The sequence below is a fragment of the Cupriavidus sp. GW821-FHT02F09 genome (assembly GCF_059421605.1).
Genome location: NZ_JBWKVH010000007.1, coordinates 219,082 through 235,673, shown reverse-complemented (window position 1 = coordinate 235,673; position 16,592 = coordinate 219,082). Strand labels below are relative to the sequence as shown.

16 protein-coding genes are annotated in these 16,592 nt (G+C 66.1%); 12 read left to right on the top strand and 4 right to left on the bottom strand.

Annotation, left to right across the window (positions count from 1 at the left end):
* Positions 1–44 precede the first annotated feature (44 nt).
* Positions 45–1,607 (bottom strand): glycerol kinase GlpK, encoded by a 1,563-nt coding sequence (gene glpK / locus AC07XB_RS11380; RefSeq protein ID WP_492829167.1) that lies wholly within the window; start codon positions 1,605–1,607, stop codon positions 45–47.
* A 102-nt stretch (positions 1,608–1,709) separates the two neighbouring features.
* Here glpK and AC07XB_RS11375 point away from each other — a divergent pair, with 102 nt between their 5' ends.
* On the top strand, positions 1,710–2,576 hold the full coding sequence (locus AC07XB_RS11375) for an NUDIX hydrolase (protein ID WP_492376102.1): 867 nt from the start codon (positions 1,710–1,712) through the stop codon (positions 2,574–2,576).
* A gap of 29 nt (positions 2,577–2,605) precedes the next feature.
* On the top strand, positions 2,606–3,472 hold the full coding sequence (gene purU, locus AC07XB_RS11370; RefSeq protein ID WP_043347737.1) for a formyltetrahydrofolate deformylase: 867 nt from the start codon (positions 2,606–2,608) through the stop codon (positions 3,470–3,472).
* A 127-nt stretch (positions 3,473–3,599) separates the two neighbouring features.
* Here the strand turns inward: purU and AC07XB_RS11365 are convergent, their stop codons facing one another.
* On the bottom strand, positions 3,600–4,367 hold the full coding sequence (locus AC07XB_RS11365; protein WP_150983211.1) for a DeoR/GlpR family DNA-binding transcription regulator: 768 nt from the start codon (positions 4,365–4,367) through the stop codon (positions 3,600–3,602).
* Between the two features lie 156 nt (positions 4,368–4,523).
* On the opposite strand from AC07XB_RS11365, the gene AC07XB_RS11360 reads away from it, so the two are divergent.
* The 8 genes from AC07XB_RS11360 to AC07XB_RS11325 all read left to right on the top strand — a co-directional run bounded on the left by AC07XB_RS11360 (position 4,524) and on the right by AC07XB_RS11325 (position 12,163).
* Complete coding sequence (locus AC07XB_RS11360; RefSeq protein WP_492829169.1) at positions 4,524–5,624, top strand: ABC transporter ATP-binding protein; 1,101 nt, start codon at positions 4,524–4,526, stop codon at positions 5,622–5,624.
* Position 5,625: 1 nt separating this feature from the next.
* Positions 5,626–6,732 carry an ABC transporter ATP-binding protein gene (locus AC07XB_RS11355; protein WP_492376104.1) on the top strand — a complete coding sequence of 369 codons (1,107 nt, stop codon included), beginning with the start codon at positions 5,626–5,628 and terminating at the stop codon, positions 6,730–6,732.
* The gene (locus AC07XB_RS11350; RefSeq protein ID WP_492376105.1) at positions 6,729–7,622 is read left to right on the top strand and encodes a carbohydrate ABC transporter permease; all 894 of its coding nucleotides are present in this window, start codon (positions 6,729–6,731) and stop codon (positions 7,620–7,622) included. Before AC07XB_RS11355 ends, AC07XB_RS11350 begins: the two co-directional genes overlap by 4 nt.
* Positions 7,615–8,448, top strand: a complete 834-nt coding sequence (locus AC07XB_RS11345; protein ID WP_492376106.1) for a carbohydrate ABC transporter permease — start codon at positions 7,615–7,617, stop codon at positions 8,446–8,448. Before AC07XB_RS11350 ends, AC07XB_RS11345 begins: the two co-directional genes overlap by 8 nt.
* 12 nt (positions 8,449–8,460) lie before the next feature.
* Positions 8,461–8,769: a DUF2160 domain-containing protein gene (locus tag AC07XB_RS11340; RefSeq protein ID WP_492829171.1), complete on the top strand. Its 309-nt coding sequence runs from the start codon at positions 8,461–8,463 to the stop codon at positions 8,767–8,769.
* Between the two features lie 147 nt (positions 8,770–8,916).
* Entirely contained in the window at positions 8,917–10,647 is a 1,731-nt protein-coding gene (locus AC07XB_RS11335; protein ID WP_492376115.1) for an ABC transporter substrate-binding protein, read from the top strand.
* Between the two features lie 336 nt (positions 10,648–10,983).
* Positions 10,984–11,460: a copper resistance protein CopQ gene (locus AC07XB_RS11330; RefSeq protein WP_492376107.1), complete on the top strand. Its 477-nt coding sequence runs from the start codon at positions 10,984–10,986 to the stop codon at positions 11,458–11,460.
* 136 nt (positions 11,461–11,596) lie between these two features.
* On the top strand, positions 11,597–12,163 hold the full coding sequence (locus tag AC07XB_RS11325; RefSeq protein ID WP_492829173.1) for a TetR/AcrR family transcriptional regulator: 567 nt from the start codon (positions 11,597–11,599) through the stop codon (positions 12,161–12,163).
* A gap of 16 nt (positions 12,164–12,179) precedes the next feature.
* Here AC07XB_RS11325 and AC07XB_RS11320 read toward each other — a convergent pair whose 3' ends face one another.
* Both AC07XB_RS11320 and AC07XB_RS11315 read right to left on the bottom strand, forming a co-directional pair.
* Complete coding sequence (locus AC07XB_RS11320; RefSeq protein ID WP_492376109.1) at positions 12,180–13,574, bottom strand: APC family permease; 1,395 nt, start codon at positions 13,572–13,574, stop codon at positions 12,180–12,182.
* Positions 13,575–13,702: 128 nt separating this feature from the next.
* Positions 13,703–14,575: a LysR family transcriptional regulator gene (locus AC07XB_RS11315; RefSeq protein WP_492809140.1), complete on the bottom strand. Its 873-nt coding sequence runs from the start codon at positions 14,573–14,575 to the stop codon at positions 13,703–13,705.
* A 139-nt stretch (positions 14,576–14,714) separates the two neighbouring features.
* Between AC07XB_RS11315 and AC07XB_RS11310 the strand changes: the two genes are divergently transcribed.
* Positions 14,715–15,320, top strand: coding sequence for a cysteine hydrolase family protein (locus AC07XB_RS11310; protein ID WP_492376116.1), 606 nt, complete (start codon positions 14,715–14,717; stop codon positions 15,318–15,320).
* Positions 15,321–15,576: 256 nt separating this feature from the next.
* Positions 15,577–16,575: a lipopolysaccharide heptosyltransferase I gene (gene waaC, locus AC07XB_RS11305; RefSeq protein WP_492376111.1), complete on the top strand. Its 999-nt coding sequence runs from the start codon at positions 15,577–15,579 to the stop codon at positions 16,573–16,575.
* The last annotated feature ends 17 nt before the right edge of the window (positions 16,576–16,592 follow it).

The window sequence follows — 16,592 nt, the reverse complement described above, 5'->3', positions numbered from 1 at the left end:
TTGTACTTGCCGTGTGTGGCTTGTGCGCTGCGCTCAGCTCGCGCTCAATTTGTCGAGTGCGGTGGCGCGCCATCTTCCCGCGCCCAGTCGCGTGCGCGCTCTACCGCGCGATGCCAGCGCCAGAGCCGGTACGCGCGCGCGTCGGCGCTAAGGTTGGGCTCGAAGCGATGCTCCACCTGCCACTGGCTGGCGATCTCGTCCTCGCCGCTCCAGTAGCCGGTGGCCAGTCCCGCCAGGTAGGCCGCGCCAAGCGCCGTGGTCTCGGTCACGCGCGGGCGAACCACGGCCGTGCCAAGCAGGTCGGCCTGCATCTGCATCAGCAGGTCGCTGCGCGATGCGCCGCCGTCCACACGCAGTTCGGCCAGCGAGATGCCGGCATCTTTCTGCATGGCGTCCAGCACGTCCACGCTCTGCAGTGCGATCGACTCCAGCGCGGCGCGGGCAATGTGCGCTCGTCCGGTGCCGCGGGTCAGGCCGACCAGCGTGCCGCGCGCGAACGGATCCCAGTGCGGTGCGCCCAGGCCGGCAAAGGCCGGCACCAGCACCACGCCTTCGGTGTCGTCGCACTGGCGCGCCAGCGGCTCCACCTCGGGCGCGCTGTTGATGATCTGCAGCCCGTCGCGCAGCCACTGGATGGTGGCGCCGCCCATGAACACGCCGCCTTCCAGGCAATATTGCGTGCGGCTGGCGGGCGGCGTGGTGCCGCCCAGTTGCCAGCCAATGGTGGTGAGCAGGCGATTGTGCGAAGTGACCGGCTGCGATCCCGTGTTCATCAGCAGGAAGCAGCCCGTGCCGTAGGTATTCTTGGCCATGCCCGGGGACAGGCAGGCCTGGCCGTAGGTAGCGGCCTGCTGGTCCCCGGCGATGCCGGCAATGGGGATCTCCGCGCCAAACAGCCGCAGCGCCGTGCGCGCCACCTCGCCGCTGGAGGGCACCACCTCGGGCAACAAGCTGCGCGGGATGTCCAGCAGGTCGAGCAAGTCATCATCCCACTGGAAGGTGTGAATGTTGAACAGCATCGTGCGCGACGCGTTGGAGACATCGGTGACATGGCGCTTGCCGTCCGTCAGCTGCCAGATCAGCCAGCTGTCGACCGTGCCGAACGCCAGCTCGCCACGCGCCGCGCGTTCGCGCGCGCCCTCGGTGTTCTCGAGCATCCAGCGCAGCTTGGTGCCGGAGAAGTAGGCGTCGATGATCAGGCCGGTCTTGTCGCCGAACAGCTCGCCATGGCCGTCGGCCTGCAGCGCCTCGCACATCGGCGCGGTGCGGCGGTCCTGCCAGACCAGCGCGCGGCCGATGGGCTCGCCGGTCTGGCGGTCCCACAGCACGGTGGTCTCGCGCTGGTTGGTGATGCCGATGGCGCTCACCTGGCTGGCCGCGACGCCGGCGTCGTTCAGCACCTCGTGGGCCACCGCCAGCTGCGACTGCCAGATCTCGTAGGGATCGTGCTCGACGTGGCCGGGGTGCGGGTAATATTGGCGGAATTCGCGCTGCGCGACCCGCGCCACGTTGCCGGCGTGATCGAACAGGATCGCGCGCGAGCTGCTGGTGCCCTGGTCGAGCGCCAGCACGAATTGCGGCAGGCCCGAAGGCTGGGTTTGCTTCATGCGTCTTGTCCTGGATTGACTGCTTTTACCACTACATTAACCACTACATTAACCATTGCATTGACCATTGCAGGCGTGCCTTGCCGGCCGCCGGGATCCTTCATGTCCGATACCTTGCCCGATAGCGCCAGCCAGAACCCCGTCGTGTCCCGCGTTGCCGCCTCGCTGGCGGCGCGCAGCCGTTTCGATGCCGGCGCGCATTTGCGGCTGACCGTGGCAGGCCGCCAGGTGGGATGGCTGCCGCGCGCGCATGCGCAGATCCTGCGCGCGCAGGATACGGTGCCGGGCGTGCTGGGCGAGCCGCGGGGTGGCAGCGTGGCACTGCTGCCGGACTGCGGCGATGCTTGCACGCGCAGCGCGGCGCTGAAAGTGCTGGCGCACTGGCTGGCGGATGCCGGCCATGTGCGCGGCTGGCGCGACGAACTGTTCGCCGTCACGCCGGAACTCGCGGCGCCGGCCTTCGCGGTGATCGAGCGCGCGGCCGCGCGCTTTCTCGGGCTGCTGACCTTTGCCTCGCACATGAACGGCGTCATTGCCGGCGCGCGCGCGCTGTGGATTTCACGGCGCAGCGCCGCCAAGGCGGTCGACCCCGGCATGTGGGACAACCTGGTGGCTGGCGGCATGCCGCACGGTAGTGATCCGCTTGCCACGCTGGTGCGCGAGTGCGACGAGGAGTCAGGCATTGCGCCCGTGCTGGCGCAACGCGCCGAGGCGCATGGCGTGATCGAAGTGCTGCGTGAAATCCCCGAGGGCGTGCAGTGGGAGGCCGTGTACGTGTACGACCTGTTGCTGCCGCCGGATTTCGTGCCGCATAACCGCGACGGGGAGGTGGCCGAGCACCGCCGTATCGAGCCGGAGGCATTGCTTGCTATCATGGCGGATGGCGCCATGACGGTCGACGCGACCCTGGTGACGCTGGATGCGCTCAATCGCCGCGGCTGGAGCGCCCCCGGCATCCCCCGCCCTTGATCGGCGCGCACTAGACAAAACCACACACGATGAGCAATACCGGATTCATTCTCACCATTTCCTGCCCGGATCAGCCGGGCATCGTCCATGCCGTCTCGGGCCTGCTGTTCCAGCACGGCTGCAATATCGTCGACTCCGACCAGTACGGCGATGAGTTCACCGGCCGCTTCTTCATGCGTGTGCATTTCACGCCGGCCGCCGGCGGCCCGGACCTGGCCACGCTGAAGACCGCGTTCGCGCCGATCGGCGATCAGTTCGCCATGCAGTGGGACTTGTTCGATGCCAGCGTCAAGCCGCGCGTGATGATCATGGTGTCGAAAATCGGCCATTGCCTGAACGATCTGCTGTTCCGCGCCAAGGCCAGCGGCCTGCCGGTGGAGATCGCCGCCATCGTGTCGAACCACCGTGATTTCTACCAGCTTGCCGCGTCGTACGATATCCCGTTTTTCCACCTGCCGATGATGAACGCCTCGGCTGAGCAGAAGGCCGCGCAAGAGAACAAGGTGTTCGAGATCGTGCGCGAGCAGAACATCGACCTGGTGGTGCTGGCGCGCTACATGCAGGTGCTGTCCGACGACCTGTGCCGCAAGCTGGCCGGCCGCGCCATCAATATCCATCACTCGTTCCTGCCCAGCTTCAAGGGCGCCAAGCCTTACTATCAGGCGCACGACCGCGGCGTGAAGCTGATCGGCGCGACCGCCCACTACGTGACCGCGGCGCTGGACGAAGGCCCGATCATCGAGCAGGAAATCGAGCGCGTGGACCACAGCATGGATCCCGAGCAGCTCACCGCGGTGGGGCGTGACGTGGAGTGCGTGGCGCTGGCGCGTGCCGTCAAATGGCATGCCGAGCACCGCATCCTGCTCAACGGCCACAAGACCGTCGTCTTCAAGTAAGACCTCCGGCAAGTCCCTAAGCAAGTCCTTAGGCAAGCCACTCAGCAAGCCCTTCGCCAGGTGCCCGGCGGCAGTCGCGCCGGCACCGCCTCGCCCGCAGGGGCGCCTGCGCCGTGGCTGGCCGCTCTCAGGCCTGCGCGACCACACAGCGCACTCCGCTTTCTTCCAGCATGCTCTCGAATGGCGGCTTCAACGGCTCATCGGTGAACAGCCGGTCGATCTCCGAGACGTGCGCCAGTTCCACCATGGCCTGCCGGTTGAACTTGCTGGCGTCCGCCGCCAGCCAGACTTCGCGCGAATGCTCGATGATGGTCCGCGCCACCTTCACTTCGCGAAAATCGTAATCGCGCAGCGTGCCGTCGGCCTCGATGCCCGAGATGCCGATCAGGCCGATATCCACCTTGAACTGGCTGATGAACTCCACCGTGGCCTCGCCCACGATGCCGCGGTCGCGCGAGCGCAGCACGCCGCCGGCGACGATCACTTCGCAATCGGGGTTGTCGGCCAGGATGCTCGCCACGTTCAGGTTGTTGGTGATCACGCGCAGGCCGCGGTGATGCATGAGCTCGCGCGCGATTTCCTCGACCGTGGTGCCGATATTCAGGATCAGCGAGCAACCCTCGGGCACGGCGCTGGCCACTGCGCGCGCAATGCGGGCCTTGCCCTCGGCATTGAGCCCCTGGCGCTGCCGATAGGCGATGTTCTCCACCGTGGAGCCCTCCACCCGCACACCGCCGTGAAAGCGCGCCAGCATGCCGCCTTCAGCCAGCAGGTTGACGTCCCGGCGCACGGTCTGCAGGGTCACCCCGAACTTGCGGGCAAGTTCGTCGATGGAAGCGAAGCCCTGGCTGCGAACCTCTTCCAGCAGGGCGGTCTGGCGTGGATTTAGCGTCATGCCGGCATTCTAGTTCAAACACAAACGAAAACAAATGATGCAGTGCATGATTGTTTTATTTTCGTTTTTGCTCTAAAACGAGCGGGAAGCAAGGATTTGTGCGTTTGCATCATTGCGGTATATGTGATGTATGTGGCATTCGGAATCGGAGACTCGATGCAGCTCAGATTGGAAGGCATCGCCCAGCAAGCAGGTTCGCAGGCGTATCTATATCCCATGTCGCTGACGCCCGTGCCGGGCGCAGTGACCATCCTGCTAGGAGCCACCCAGGCCGGCAAGACCTCGCTGATGCGGGTCATGGCGGGGCTGGACCGGCCCAGTGCCGGCTGCGTCGAGGTGGACGGCGTCGACGTGACCGGCATGCCGGTGCGCGAGCGCAACGTCTCGATGGTCTACCAGCAGTTCATCAACTACCCGTCGATGACCGTCTTCGACAATATTGCTTCGCCGCTCAAGCTGCGGCGTTCCAAGGATATCGATGGACAGGTGAGGGCGCTGGCCACCCGCCTGCATATCGAGCACCTGCTCGAGCGCTTTCCCGCCGAGCTCTCCGGCGGGCAGCAGCAGCGCGTGGCGCTGGCACGCGCGCTGGCCAAGGGCGCGCCGCTGATGCTGCTCGACGAGCCCCTGGTCAACCTGGACTACAAGCTGCGCGAAGAGTTGCGCGAGGAACTCACCCAGCTTTTCGCGCATGGCAATGCCACCGTGATCTATGCCACCACGGAGCCGGCCGAAGCGCTGTTGCTGGGCGGCTATACCGCGGTGCTGGATGCCGGCGAGCTGTTGCAGTACGGGCCCACGCCAGAGGTCTTCCACTATCCCGCCTCGCTGCGCGTGGCGCGTGCTTTCAGCGATCCCCCCATGAACCTGATGGCCGGCAGCCTGCTGGCCGGCGCGGTCACGTTGCCTGGCGGCGTTGTGGTCCCCTTGCCCGGGGCCGTGGAACAAGGCGGCACGGTAACGGTCGGGGTGCGGGCCGGTGCGCTGCGCCTGGACGCCGTGCCCGGCTCGGTGCCGGTGGCGGGCCGGGTGGCGCTGGCCGAGCTGTCCGGGTCGGACACCTTCGTGCACATGGATTCCCCGGTTGGCAACCTGGTGGCGCAGTTTCCGGGAGTGGTCGACTTGGAACTGGGCGCACCGCTCACGCTGCACCTGGATCCCGCGCAGCTCTACCTGTTCGACGCAGACGGCATGCGCATTCATGCGCCAAGCCGGCCGTTGAAGGTCGCCCCCGCCACTGCCGAGCTGGGAGCCTGAGATGACACGCATCGACCTCGAGCTGTCCCATTCATACCGTCCCGATCCGCAAGCGGATGAGGACTACGCGCTGCTGCCGCTGAAGTTCACGTTCAATGACGGCGGCGCCTACGCCTTGCTCGGGCCGTCCGGCTGCGGCAAGACCACCTTGCTCAATTGCATTTCCGGCTTGCAGCGGCCATCGCATGGCACCGTTTCCTTCGATGGCCGCGACGTGACAGCAGCCACGCCGCAGGCGCGCAACATCGCCCAGGTGTTCCAGTTCCCGGTGATCTACGACACCATGACGGTGGGCGAAAACCTGGCCTTCCCGCTGCGCAACCGCGGCGTGCCCGCGGCCCAGGTGAAGGAGCGCGTGGGCCGCGTGGCCGAGATGCTGGACCTGTCCGCATCGCTGGACCGGCGCGCCAGCGGCCTGGCGGCCGACGCCAAGCAGAAGATCTCGCTCGGGCGGGGCCTGGTGCGCCAGGACGTATCGGCCATCCTGTTCGACGAGCCGCTGACCGTGATCGATCCGCACCTGAAATGGCAGTTGCGCCGCAAGCTCAAGGAGATTCACCACGAGTTCCGGCTGACGCTGATCTACGTCACGCATGACCAGACCGAGGCGCTCACCTTTGCCGACCAGGTGGTGGTGATGTCGCGCGGCAGGGCGGTGCAGGTGGGGCCGGCCGATGCGCTGTTCGAGCGCCCGGCGCATACCTTCGTTGGCAACTTCATTGGCTCGCCGGGCATGAACTTCCTGGCAGGGGCATGGCGCGATGGCGCCATCGAAATTGCCGGTCGGCGCTATATGCCAGAGTTCGCGCCGACCGTCGCCACGGCCTTGCAGGCGGCCGGCAGCTTCAAGGTCGGCGTGCGCCCCGAGTACCTGCGCCTGGCCGCGAGCACCGATCCGCAGGCCGTGCCCGCACGCGTGGAGCGCGCGCAGGACATTGGCACCTACTGGCTGGTCACCGCCACCGTGCAGGATGCCAGCGGCCACGCTGCCACCGTGCGCGGCCGGCTCGGCAATGAGGGCGCGGCGCTGCGGGCGGGCGAGACCGTGTGGCTGTCCGTGTTCAACCGTCATACCTGTTACTACGTCAACGAGGAGCTGGTGGCATGAGCACGCTGAAGCCCGTCAACCAGAAGGCCTGGCTGCTGGTCATCCCGGTGGTCCTGTGCGTGGCGTTCTCTGCCATCCTGCCGCTGATGACCATCGTCAATTACTCCGTGCAGGACATCATCTCGCCCGAGCGGCGCGTGTTCGTCGGCACCGAATGGTTCCGCACCGTGCTGCGCGACGGCGAGCTGCACGACGCGCTGCTGCGTCAGCTTGGCTTTTCGCTGGCGGTGCTGGCGGTGGAGATCCCGCTGGGCATCCTGCTGGCGCTGTCGATGCCGGCCAAGGGGGTGAAGGCGTCGGCGGTGCTGGTGGTGATCGCGCTGTCACTGCTGATTCCATGGAACGTTGTGGGCACGATCTGGCAGATCTTCGGGCGCACCGACATCGGCTTGCTGGGTGCGGGGCTTGCCGGCATGGGCTTTGCCTACAACTACACCGGCAGCGCGGTGGACGCGTGGTTCACGGTGCTGGTGATGGACGTGTGGCACTGGACGCCGCTGGTGGCGCTGCTGTGCTACGCCGGCTTGCGCGCGATTCCCGACGCGTACTACCAGGCCGCGCAGATCGACGGCGCCTCGCGCCTGGCGGTGTTCCGCTATATCCAGCTGCCCAAGCTGCGTGGCGTGCTGATGATCGCGGTGCTGCTGCGCTTCATGGACAGCTTCATGATCTACACCGAACCCTTCGTGCTGACCGGCGGCGGGCCTGGCAATGCGACCACGTTCCTGTCGCAATACCTCACGCAGAAAGCCGTGGGCCAGTTCGACCTGGGCCCGGCCGCGGCATTCTCGATCGTCTACTTCCTGATCATCCTGCTCATGTGTTTCATTCTCTACAACTGGATGCAGCGCGCGGGCACCGCCGGCAGCGAGGACATGCCCAATGCGTGAAGCCAAACGTGAAGCCAAGCAAAGCGCCACTTACTGGCGTGCAGTCTTCCTGGTGGTGTACCTGGTCTTCGCCATCCTGCCGATCTACTGGATGCTGAACATGTCGTTCAAGTCCAACGAGGAGATCGTTTCCACGCTGTCGCTGTGGCCCAACGATTTCACGCTGGAGCACTACAAGACCATCTTCACCGATCCGTCCTGGTACTCGGGCTACATCAACTCGATGATCTACGTGGCGATGAACACGGTGATCTCGATCACAGTGGCGCTGCCCGCGGCCTATGCGTTTTCGCGCTACCGGTTCATCGGCGACAAGCACGTCTTCTTCTGGCTGCTGACCAACCGCATGACGCCACCGGCGGTGTTCCTGCTGCCGTTCTTCCAGCTCTACACCACCATCGGCCTGATGGACACGCACCTGGGCGTGGCGCTGGCGCACCTGGTGTTCAACGTGCCGCTGGCGGTGTGGATCCTGGAGGGCTTCATGTCGGGCGTGCCGCGCGAGATCGACGAGACGGCCTATGTGGATGGCTATTCCTTCCCGCGCTTCTTCATCACCATCTTCCTGCCGCTGATCAAGGCCGGCGTGGGCGTGGCCGCATTCTTCTGCTTCATGTTCAGCTGGGTGGAGCTGTTGCTGGCGCGCACGCTGACCTCGGTCAACGCCAAGCCGATCGTTGCCACCATGACGCGCACGGTGTCGGCCTCCGGCATGGACTGGGGCGTGCTGGCCGCGGCCGGGGTGCTCACCATCGTGCCCGGCGGCATCGTGATCTGGTTTGTGCGGCACTACATCGCGAAAGGCTTCGCGATGGGCCGCGTGTAAGGAGAGGATGCCATGTTCAACTGGATGGTATGGACCACCCCGGTGGCCGTGTTCTTCATCAGCATCGCGGTGATGCTGGTTGGCATGACGATGTGGGAGACGCGCGCCCCTACCATGGAGCGCAAGGGCTTCCTGCCCATCGCGACCACTCGCGGCGACCGCCTGTTCATCGGCCTGATGTGCGCGGCCTGGATCAACCTGGCGTGGGTAGGCCTGGGCGAGAAGATGATGGCGTGGTTTTCGCTGGCGGAGGAGCCTTCGATCTGGATCAGCCTGGTGCTGTCCATGCTTGCGCTGAGCCTGGTGATGCGCAAGGGCTGAGCCGCATGCGGATCGCGTACCTGAGCCGACAAGAATAAAGCGACGGATTTTTCGTCAATGGGCATAGCGGCCTGCACCTTCCCCGGACCGCGACCCAGACAAAGAGCAGGGAGGGGGATTCTCGAGGAGACGTCAATGAAGGTGCACGTGAAATTGGGCATGACGGCGCTGGCCTGCGCAGCGGCGCTCGCTTGCGGCCACGCCGCTTGGGCAGGCGAGGCCGAGGCCAAGAAGTGGATCGACAGCGAGTTCCAGCCGTCGTCGCTCGCCAAGGACAAGCAGCTCGCTGAAATGAAGTGGTTCATGGACGCTGCCGCCAAGCTCAAGGCGAAAGGCGTGACGCAGATCAGCGTGGTCTCGGAGACCATCACGACCCACGAGTACGAATCCAAGACGCTGGCCAAGGCCTTCGAGGAAATCACCGGCATCCAGGTCAAGCACGACATCATCCAGGAAGGCGATGTGGTGGAGAAGCTGCAGACCTCGATGCAGTCCGGCAAGTCGATCTATGACGGCTGGATTTCCGACTCCGACCTGATCGGCACGCACTATCGCTACGGCGCCATCCTGCCGCTGACCGACTACATGGCCGGCGCCGGCAAGGAGTGGACCAATCCCGGGCTGGACGTGAAGGATTTCATCGGTACCAAGTTCACGACCGCGCCGGATGGCAAGCTCTACCAGCTGCCCGACCAGCAGTTCGCCAACCTGTACTGGTTCCGCGCCGACTGGTTCGCGCGCAAGGACCTGCAGGACAAGTTCAAGGCCAAGTACGGCTATGACCTGGGCGTGCCCACCAACTGGTCGGCCTACGAGGACATCGCCAGCTTCTTCTCCAACGACGTCAAGGAACTCGACGGCAAGAAGGTTTACGGCCATATGGACTACGGCAAGAAGGATCCGTCGCTCGGCTGGCGCTTTACCGACGCCTGGCTCTCGATGGCCGGGTCGGCTGACAAGGGCCTGCCCAACGGCATGCCGGTGGACGAATGGGGCATCCGTGTCGGCGCTGACAAATGCACGCCGGAAGGTGCATCGGTCTCGCGCGGCGGTGCCACCAACAGCCCGGCCGCGGTCTATGCGCTCACCAAGTACATCGACTGGATGAAGAAGTACGCGCCGCCGCAAGCCATGGGCATGACCTTCTCCGAAGCCGGCCCGGTGCCGGCGCAAGGGCAGGTGGCGCAGCAGATCTTCTGGTACACGGCCTTCACCGCCGACATGACCAAGAAGGGGCTGCCGGTGGTCAATGCGGACGGCACGCCGAAATGGCGCATGGCGCCGTCGCCCTATGGCCCGTACTGGAAGCAGGGCATGCAGAACGGCTACCAGGACGTGGGCTCCTGGACCTTCTTCAAGAACACCGATCCCAACCGCCTCGCGGCGGCCTGGCTCTACGCGCAGTTCGTGACGTCCAAGACGGTATCGCTGAAGAAGTCGCTCACCGGCCTGACCTTTATCCGCGACAGCGACATCCATCACGAGTACCTCACCAAGAATGCCGCGCAGTATGGCGGCCTGATCGAGTTCTATCGCAGCCCGGCGCGGGTGGCGTGGACGCCCACCGGCACCAACGTGCCCGACTACCCCAAGCTGGCCCAGCTGTGGTGGAAGAACGTGGCGACCGCTGTGACCGGCGAGAAGACGCCGCAGGCCGCGATGGACAACCTGGCCGAGGAAATGGACCAGGTGATGGGGCGGCTGCAACGCGCCGGCATGACGAACTGCGCGCCCAAGCTCAACGCCAAGAGCGATCCCGCCAAGTGGCTGTCCGACGACCACGCGCCCTGGAAGAAGCTGGCCAACGAGAAGCCGAAGGGCGAGACCATCGCCTATGACAAGTTGTTGCAGGCATGGAAGGAAGGGAAGGTGCGGTAAGCGCCATCCCCGATGGCGTAGCGGACGGTGGCCTTGTGCCACCGTTTTTTCTTCCGGAGTTTGTGATGCGTTATCGACAAAAGCGATCTCCTGAAAAACCCCTTGACTATCTATCTACCAGTAGATAATATTCAGCACATGGAAGCCGCTGCTCCGCCCCAGCAAGAAAAGCTGCAGCAGGAAAGGGGATCCAGCGCATCACCCGGGGAATTCCCGTTTTTTTTGGCCAGCTCATCTATCTACTAGTAGATAACAGGCGAAGGAAGCGAAGGGTTCCAAAGCGTACCGATTCGATTCCGCCCAAGCGCGGGTCCTCAAATGCAAATGGAGAACATCATGACCTCGAACCTCTTCGCCAAGACCCTGATCACCGCCGCCGCCCTTGCTGCTGCTTTCGTTGCCGGCACTGCCCAGGCTTCAGGCCCGAAGGACAGCACGTTCTCGGGTGACAAGTACGGCTACGTGTTCCGCACCACCACGCCCGACGCCTTCACCGACGGCGCGCGCAGCGGCAAGTTCGACCCGTTCACCGAAGGCGCACGCGTTGGCAAGGCTGACCCGTACACGGACGGTGCCCGCATCGTGGCCGGCCTGGATCGCACCGGCGTCTCGGCTTCGCCGTCGCGGGCCGTTGACCAGTTCACCGACGGCGCGCGTGCCGGCAAGTTCGACCCGTACACCGATGGCGCACGTATCGTCGCCGGCCTGGATCGTAGTGGCGTGTCGGCCAGCCCGGCTCGCAGCGTGGACGCCTATACCGACGGTGCCCGTACCGGAAAGTTCGATGTGTTCACGGAAGGCGCCAACGCTTGAGCTACGCGCGACGCCTGAGCACGCTGTGAATCCATCGGTCATCCAATGAATGCGGTGATACGTGCAAAGAGCCGGTAACACCGGCTCTTTGCCATTGCCGGCGCCTCGAGGGTCCGCCGAAAGGTGGATGCATGCCATGACGACTCCGTCCGTACGCGATCAACTGCTGGAGCACACCCTGGTGCTGGTGCGGCAGCGGGGGTTCAATGGATTCAGTTACCGGGACCTTGCCGAGCGGGTAGGGGTCAAGACCTCCAGCATCCATTACCACTTCCCCTCCAAAGAGGATCTGGTGCAGGCGGCGGTAACGGAGTACAGCGCCCGCAATTCGCAGCGCGTGCGCGGCATCGACACCAGCCTGCCGGTGGACGAGCAGGCTCGCGCTTACCTCGCACCCTGGCTGGCTACCGCGGGTGGCGACGCCATCTGCCTGGTGGGCATGCTGTCCACGGATGCCGTGTTCCTGCCGGAAGCGGTGCATCGCATCCTCAAGGATTTCTACCGCCTGCACGAGACCTGGCTCACGCGCCTGCTGGAAACCGCGCAGGCCGTGCAGCACAAGGCTTTGCCGATCCCGCCGCAGGCGCTGGCGCAAGCCGTGTTCGGCGCGCTGCAAAGCGGACTGGTGGTTGCGCGGCTGTTCGGCGCGCCACAGCGTATCGAGGCGGCGGCAGACCTGTTGACAGCATCGGTATCCGCCTAGGCGGCCCCGGGGCGTGTCACGGGCCAGGGGCCCCGAGCGCTCCGCGTGCGGCAAGCCGCCGGCGCCGGTTGAGCCAGAGCGGCACCGCGCCAACCGCGATGCCGCCCAGGGCCACCAAACGCGTGGCCAGGTCGAAGCTGGGGATGCTGTACAGCCCGATGAACCACAGGAACGCCGCGCTGCAAGCGGGCCAAAGCACTAGCAGCAACAGCCTGGCGGGTGCGCGGGCGGCACCGCGCCGGCAGTGCCAGGCACAGGCGAAGCCGGCTAGCCCGTAATAGAACGCCACCTGGAAGCCGATGGCATTGACCGAGTCCTGGATGATCTGGCCCACGCTGTTGAAGCAGGCGGACAGCGCCAGCAGCAGCAAGCCGAACGAGGCAATCACCGCGGTGGCCACCCACGGCGTGCGCCAGGTGCGGTGCAGCTCGGCATAGCGCGGGTGCAGCAGGCCATCGCGGCCTTTGGCGTAGAGCGTGCGGGTGAACTGCAGGATCGAGGTCTCCAGCGTGCCCACGGTGCTGAGCATGACGGCCAGCACGGCCAGGTAGTCCCACGGGCGCGGGAGCAGCCGCGCGGCGAGCGCAAACACCACGTTGGTGCCGGCTCGGCGGATCTCCTGGTCGCTCAGCACGGCCTGGCTGGCGATGACGAAGGCCATGAACAGTGCCAGCACGATGACCATCGCCATCAATGCGCCGCGCCCGGGCGCATGCGCCGGATCGCGCGTTTCCTCGGTCAGGTTCGCCGTCACGTCCCAGCCCCAGAAAAAGAACAACGCCACCAGCGCCCCATTGGCAAACAGCTGCGGGTTAAAGCCAAATGGTGACAGCATGGCCAGCGAGGGCGGGTGGGCAAGCGGCAGCGGCGCACGCAGCAGGGCGGCGAGCACGATCGCGGCCAGCACCCCGACCTCGACCAGCGTCATTGCCACCTGGGTGTAGCTGGTCAGCTTGACTCCCTTGACCACGACCACGCTGACCGCCAGCAGCCAGCCTGCGGCGACCAGGGTCACCACGGGCGGGCGCTCCGCCAGCGCCGGATCGAACAGGAGCAGGGTGGCGGTGGCAGCCGGAATGGTGCCGGATACCATGAATACCGCCGACGCCACCAACAGCGTCCAGCCCGCGAAAAAACCGAGCACCGGATGGAAGATCTCGCAGACCCAGGTGTAGCAGGCGCCCGCGCTGGGCTGCAGCCGGTTCAGTTGCTGGTAAGACAGCGTCACGCCGAACATGATCAGGCCGCAATACAGCAGGCTGGCCGGCGCCAGGCTCCCCACCGTCGCGACCAGGGTGGCGGTGGTGGCCGCCAGGCTGAAGGCGGGCGCCGTGCCCGCCACGCCCATGACGACGGATTCGCCCAGCCCGAGTGCGCCTGCGTCCAGCGTTGCCGGTGAATTCCGATCCATGGCGAAGCTCCCCGTGCCATCGGTGGCCGGTGGTGGCCTGCCGACAGCACCGTGCGCGAGCCCGTGGGGGCGGGCATGCTTCAGGCAACTATACTGCCTGCCTCCGCCTTTTCAACCGCTTCCGAGGCTCACGGGCATTGCCGCAGTTCCCCGGCCAGCCAGTCGATCACGGGCCGGAACCGGGAAGCGCCGCGAAACTCCTGCGGATATGCCAGCCAGATTTCCCGTACGACCTCCGGCACCTCGCGCACCAGCGCGAGCCGGGCATCGTCCCGCGCCAGATAGTGCGGCAGCAGGCCGATGCCCAAGCCGTTGCGAATGGCCTCGCGCACTGCCAGCAGGTTGTTCGACTGGAACCCCGTGCGTGCCGCCAGCGTGCGCGTCCATTCGGATTCCGGCAACGCCAGGCCTTCGTCCAGCAAGCCGCACAATGGCGCGCCGTCGAGATCCTGCTCGCGCCACGGGCCGGCGTTGGCGGGCCGTAGCGGCGCATACAGGCCAAAGCCCATGCTGCCCGCGCGCTGCGCGATGGCATCGCTTTCCTGCGGCCGCGCCAGCCTTACCGCGATGTGGGCGCGGCGCCGTGCCAGGCTGGCGATGCGATTGTCCGTTTCCAGCCTGACCTCGAGTTGCGGGTGCGCGCGATAGAGCCCGAACATGCGTGGTGTCAGGAAGTGGCTGCCGAGCGCGGCGGTGCAGGCGATGCTGACCACGCCGGAGACGCCGCTGCCGGCGTCCTCCACTTGGCGCAGCAAGCGCTGCGCCGAACTCTCCATCTGCTGCGCCGCGGCCAGCGCCGAGCGGCCGGCCGCAGAGAGCGCGAACGCGCCATCGGTGCGTGTTGCCACGGGCTTGCCGAGCGCCGTCTCCAGCCGCCGGATGCGGCGGATCGCTGTCGCGTGCGTGACTTCAAGCTCGCGGGCGCAGGCCGAGTAGTTGCCGGTGCGGATCAGCGTGGACAGGGTGAGCAGGTCATCCCAGTGGAGTGAACGTTTTTGCACAATGGATGTGAGCCAGTTGAGAATTGGCGAACAGCATAGCGCGGCTTATCATCGCTTGCATGGTAGTCACCCTGGTGGCGCCTGCCCGTGTATTTCCACGCCGTTTCCGACATCTGACGCACAAGCACTAGGAGCCATGATGACCACACCCTTTACCCTGCTCGACCTCGCCGGCGCCAGCCGCCTTCCTTCGGCGTGGGAAGCTGCCACGCTGGTGCTGATCGACCACCAGCGCGAGTATGTCGACGGCAAGCTCCCGCTGGTGGGCATGCCCGCTGCCATCGCGGCCTGCGGCGAGCTCCTGGCGCTGGCGCGCCAGCATGGCAGCCCGGTGGTGCACGTGGTGCATCACGGGCGGGCCGGCAGCGGCGGCGCCTTCGATCCCGAGGGCCCGTATGCGGCCATCATCCAAGGGCTGGAGCCGCTTGGCGGCGAGCACACCGTGGTCAAGGGCCTGCCCAACAGCTTTGCCGGCACCACGCTGGCCGCCATGCTGGACAAGCTAGGGCGCAAGGAGCTGATCGTGGCGGGCTTCCAGACGCATATGTGCATCAGCGCCACGGTGCGCTCAGCGCTCGATCATGGCTATCGCAGCACCGTGGTGGCATCGGCCTGCGCCACGCGCGACCTGCCTGACCCGCTGGGCGGGGCGCCGCTCTCGGCAGCGGAAATCCACCGTCACTCGCTGGCGGCGCTGCATGACCGCTTTGCCACCGTGGTGGCTGGCCCTGGCGCCTGGGCCTGAGTTGGCGGGAACGGGGCGCAGAGGGCCACCTGATGCGTGGTGGATCCTCTGCCGACCGTATGTCCCACGCTGGTACCCATGTTAAGGAAAGTCAAAGGAAAATGCGGTGTACCGCTGGCTGGCGCCGGGTGCCGCGCGAATCCCATGCGGGGCCGTCGCAGGGCTTGCAAATTGGTGCGCCGCCCATGGGGCTGGTGCATACTACGGCCTCGCTGCCAGCCAGCGAGATCCGTCCGCAACCCGATTCTCCATTTCCATGAAACGCATTCTCCTCATCAAGATCACCTCTCTGGGCGATATGGTGCACACGCTGCCGTTGGTGTCCGACCTGCGGCGCGCCTATCCCGAGGCCAAGATCGACTGGGTGGCCGATGCGTCGTGCGCCGATATTCCGCGCTGGGCCGTGGGCGTGGATCGCGTGATCGCGCCGCCGCTGCGCGGCTTCAAGAAATCCCGCAGCTGGGCCGACCTGCGTGCCATCATCGGCGCGCTGTGGGCCCTGCGCCGCGAGAAGTACGATGTGGTGGTGGATGTGCACGGCGTGTACAAGAGCGCCATCGTGGCCTGGCTGGCGCGCTCCAGCCGGCGCCTGGGCTACGCCGCCGAGTACCTTGGCGAGGCGCGCGCCGTGTTTGCCTACACGCAGATCTTCGGGCCGCATGGCGACGCTACCGCGCGCCACAAGATGCGCATGGTGGTGGCCAACGCGCTTGGCTATCCGCTGGATCCCGTTGAGCATTACGCGCTGCGCGTGCCCGCGCCCGCGGCGCCGCTCAATGCCGATGGCGTGCCGCGCGCGATGCTGTTCCACGCGACGTCCGTCGAGGCCAAGAAATGGCCTGCGCAGCGCTGGATCTCGGTCGGCAGGACGCTCACCGAGCGCGGCTACCGGATCCAGCTGCCCTGGGGCTCGCCCGCGGAGCGCGAGCAATCCGAAGCCCTGGCAGCGGAGATCCCCGGTGCCGAGGTCCTGCCGCGCATGACCATTACCGAATGCGCGCAACGGGTGGATGCCGCCGCGCTCGTGGTTGGCACCGATACCGGTTTCGTGCATCTGGCGGATGCGCTGGGCAAGCCGTCGGTGATGCTGTTCACGGTAACCGACAGCCAGCACTTCGGCATTAACACGCCCGGTCAGTCTGTCTCCGTTGGCGCGCGTGGCGTGGTGCCGGAGATTGCGGACGTGCTCGCCGCGATCGGCCAGGTCACGGCCGGCCAGTCCAGGCCGCAACTGGTGGCCGCCAGCCAGGGCTGAGCGCCGCCCGCCCCGCC

Excerpts from the sequence above, each read along its gene's own strand:
- purU (WP_043347737.1), top strand. The coding sequence starts at position 2,606 with ATGAGCAATACCGGATTCATTCTCACCATTTCCTGCCCGGATCAGCCG.
- AC07XB_RS11340 (WP_492829171.1), top strand. The coding sequence starts at position 8,461 with ATGTTCAACTGGATGGTATGGACCACCCCGGTGGCCGTGTTCTTCATC.
- AC07XB_RS11365 (WP_150983211.1), bottom strand. The coding sequence starts at position 4,367 with ATGACGCTAAATCCACGCCAGACCGCCCTGCTGGAAGAGGTTCGCAGC.
- AC07XB_RS11360 (WP_492829169.1), top strand. The coding sequence starts at position 4,524 with ATGCAGCTCAGATTGGAAGGCATCGCCCAGCAAGCAGGTTCGCAGGCG.
- AC07XB_RS11325 (WP_492829173.1), top strand. The coding sequence starts at position 11,597 with ATGACGACTCCGTCCGTACGCGATCAACTGCTGGAGCACACCCTGGTG.
- AC07XB_RS11345 (WP_492376106.1), top strand. The coding sequence starts at position 7,615 with ATGCGTGAAGCCAAACGTGAAGCCAAGCAAAGCGCCACTTACTGGCGT.
- AC07XB_RS11330 (WP_492376107.1), top strand. The coding sequence starts at position 10,984 with ATGACCTCGAACCTCTTCGCCAAGACCCTGATCACCGCCGCCGCCCTT.
- AC07XB_RS11320 (WP_492376109.1), bottom strand. The coding sequence starts at position 13,574 with ATGGATCGGAATTCACCGGCAACGCTGGACGCAGGCGCACTCGGGCTG.
- AC07XB_RS11355 (WP_492376104.1), top strand. The coding sequence starts at position 5,626 with ATGACACGCATCGACCTCGAGCTGTCCCATTCATACCGTCCCGATCCG.
- AC07XB_RS11310 (WP_492376116.1), top strand. The coding sequence starts at position 14,715 with ATGACCACACCCTTTACCCTGCTCGACCTCGCCGGCGCCAGCCGCCTT.
- AC07XB_RS11350 (WP_492376105.1), top strand. The coding sequence starts at position 6,729 with ATGAGCACGCTGAAGCCCGTCAACCAGAAGGCCTGGCTGCTGGTCATC.
- waaC (WP_492376111.1), top strand. The coding sequence starts at position 15,577 with ATGAAACGCATTCTCCTCATCAAGATCACCTCTCTGGGCGATATGGTG.
- glpK (WP_492829167.1), bottom strand. The coding sequence starts at position 1,607 with ATGAAGCAAACCCAGCCTTCGGGCCTGCCGCAATTCGTGCTGGCGCTC.
- AC07XB_RS11375 (WP_492376102.1), top strand. The coding sequence starts at position 1,710 with ATGTCCGATACCTTGCCCGATAGCGCCAGCCAGAACCCCGTCGTGTCC.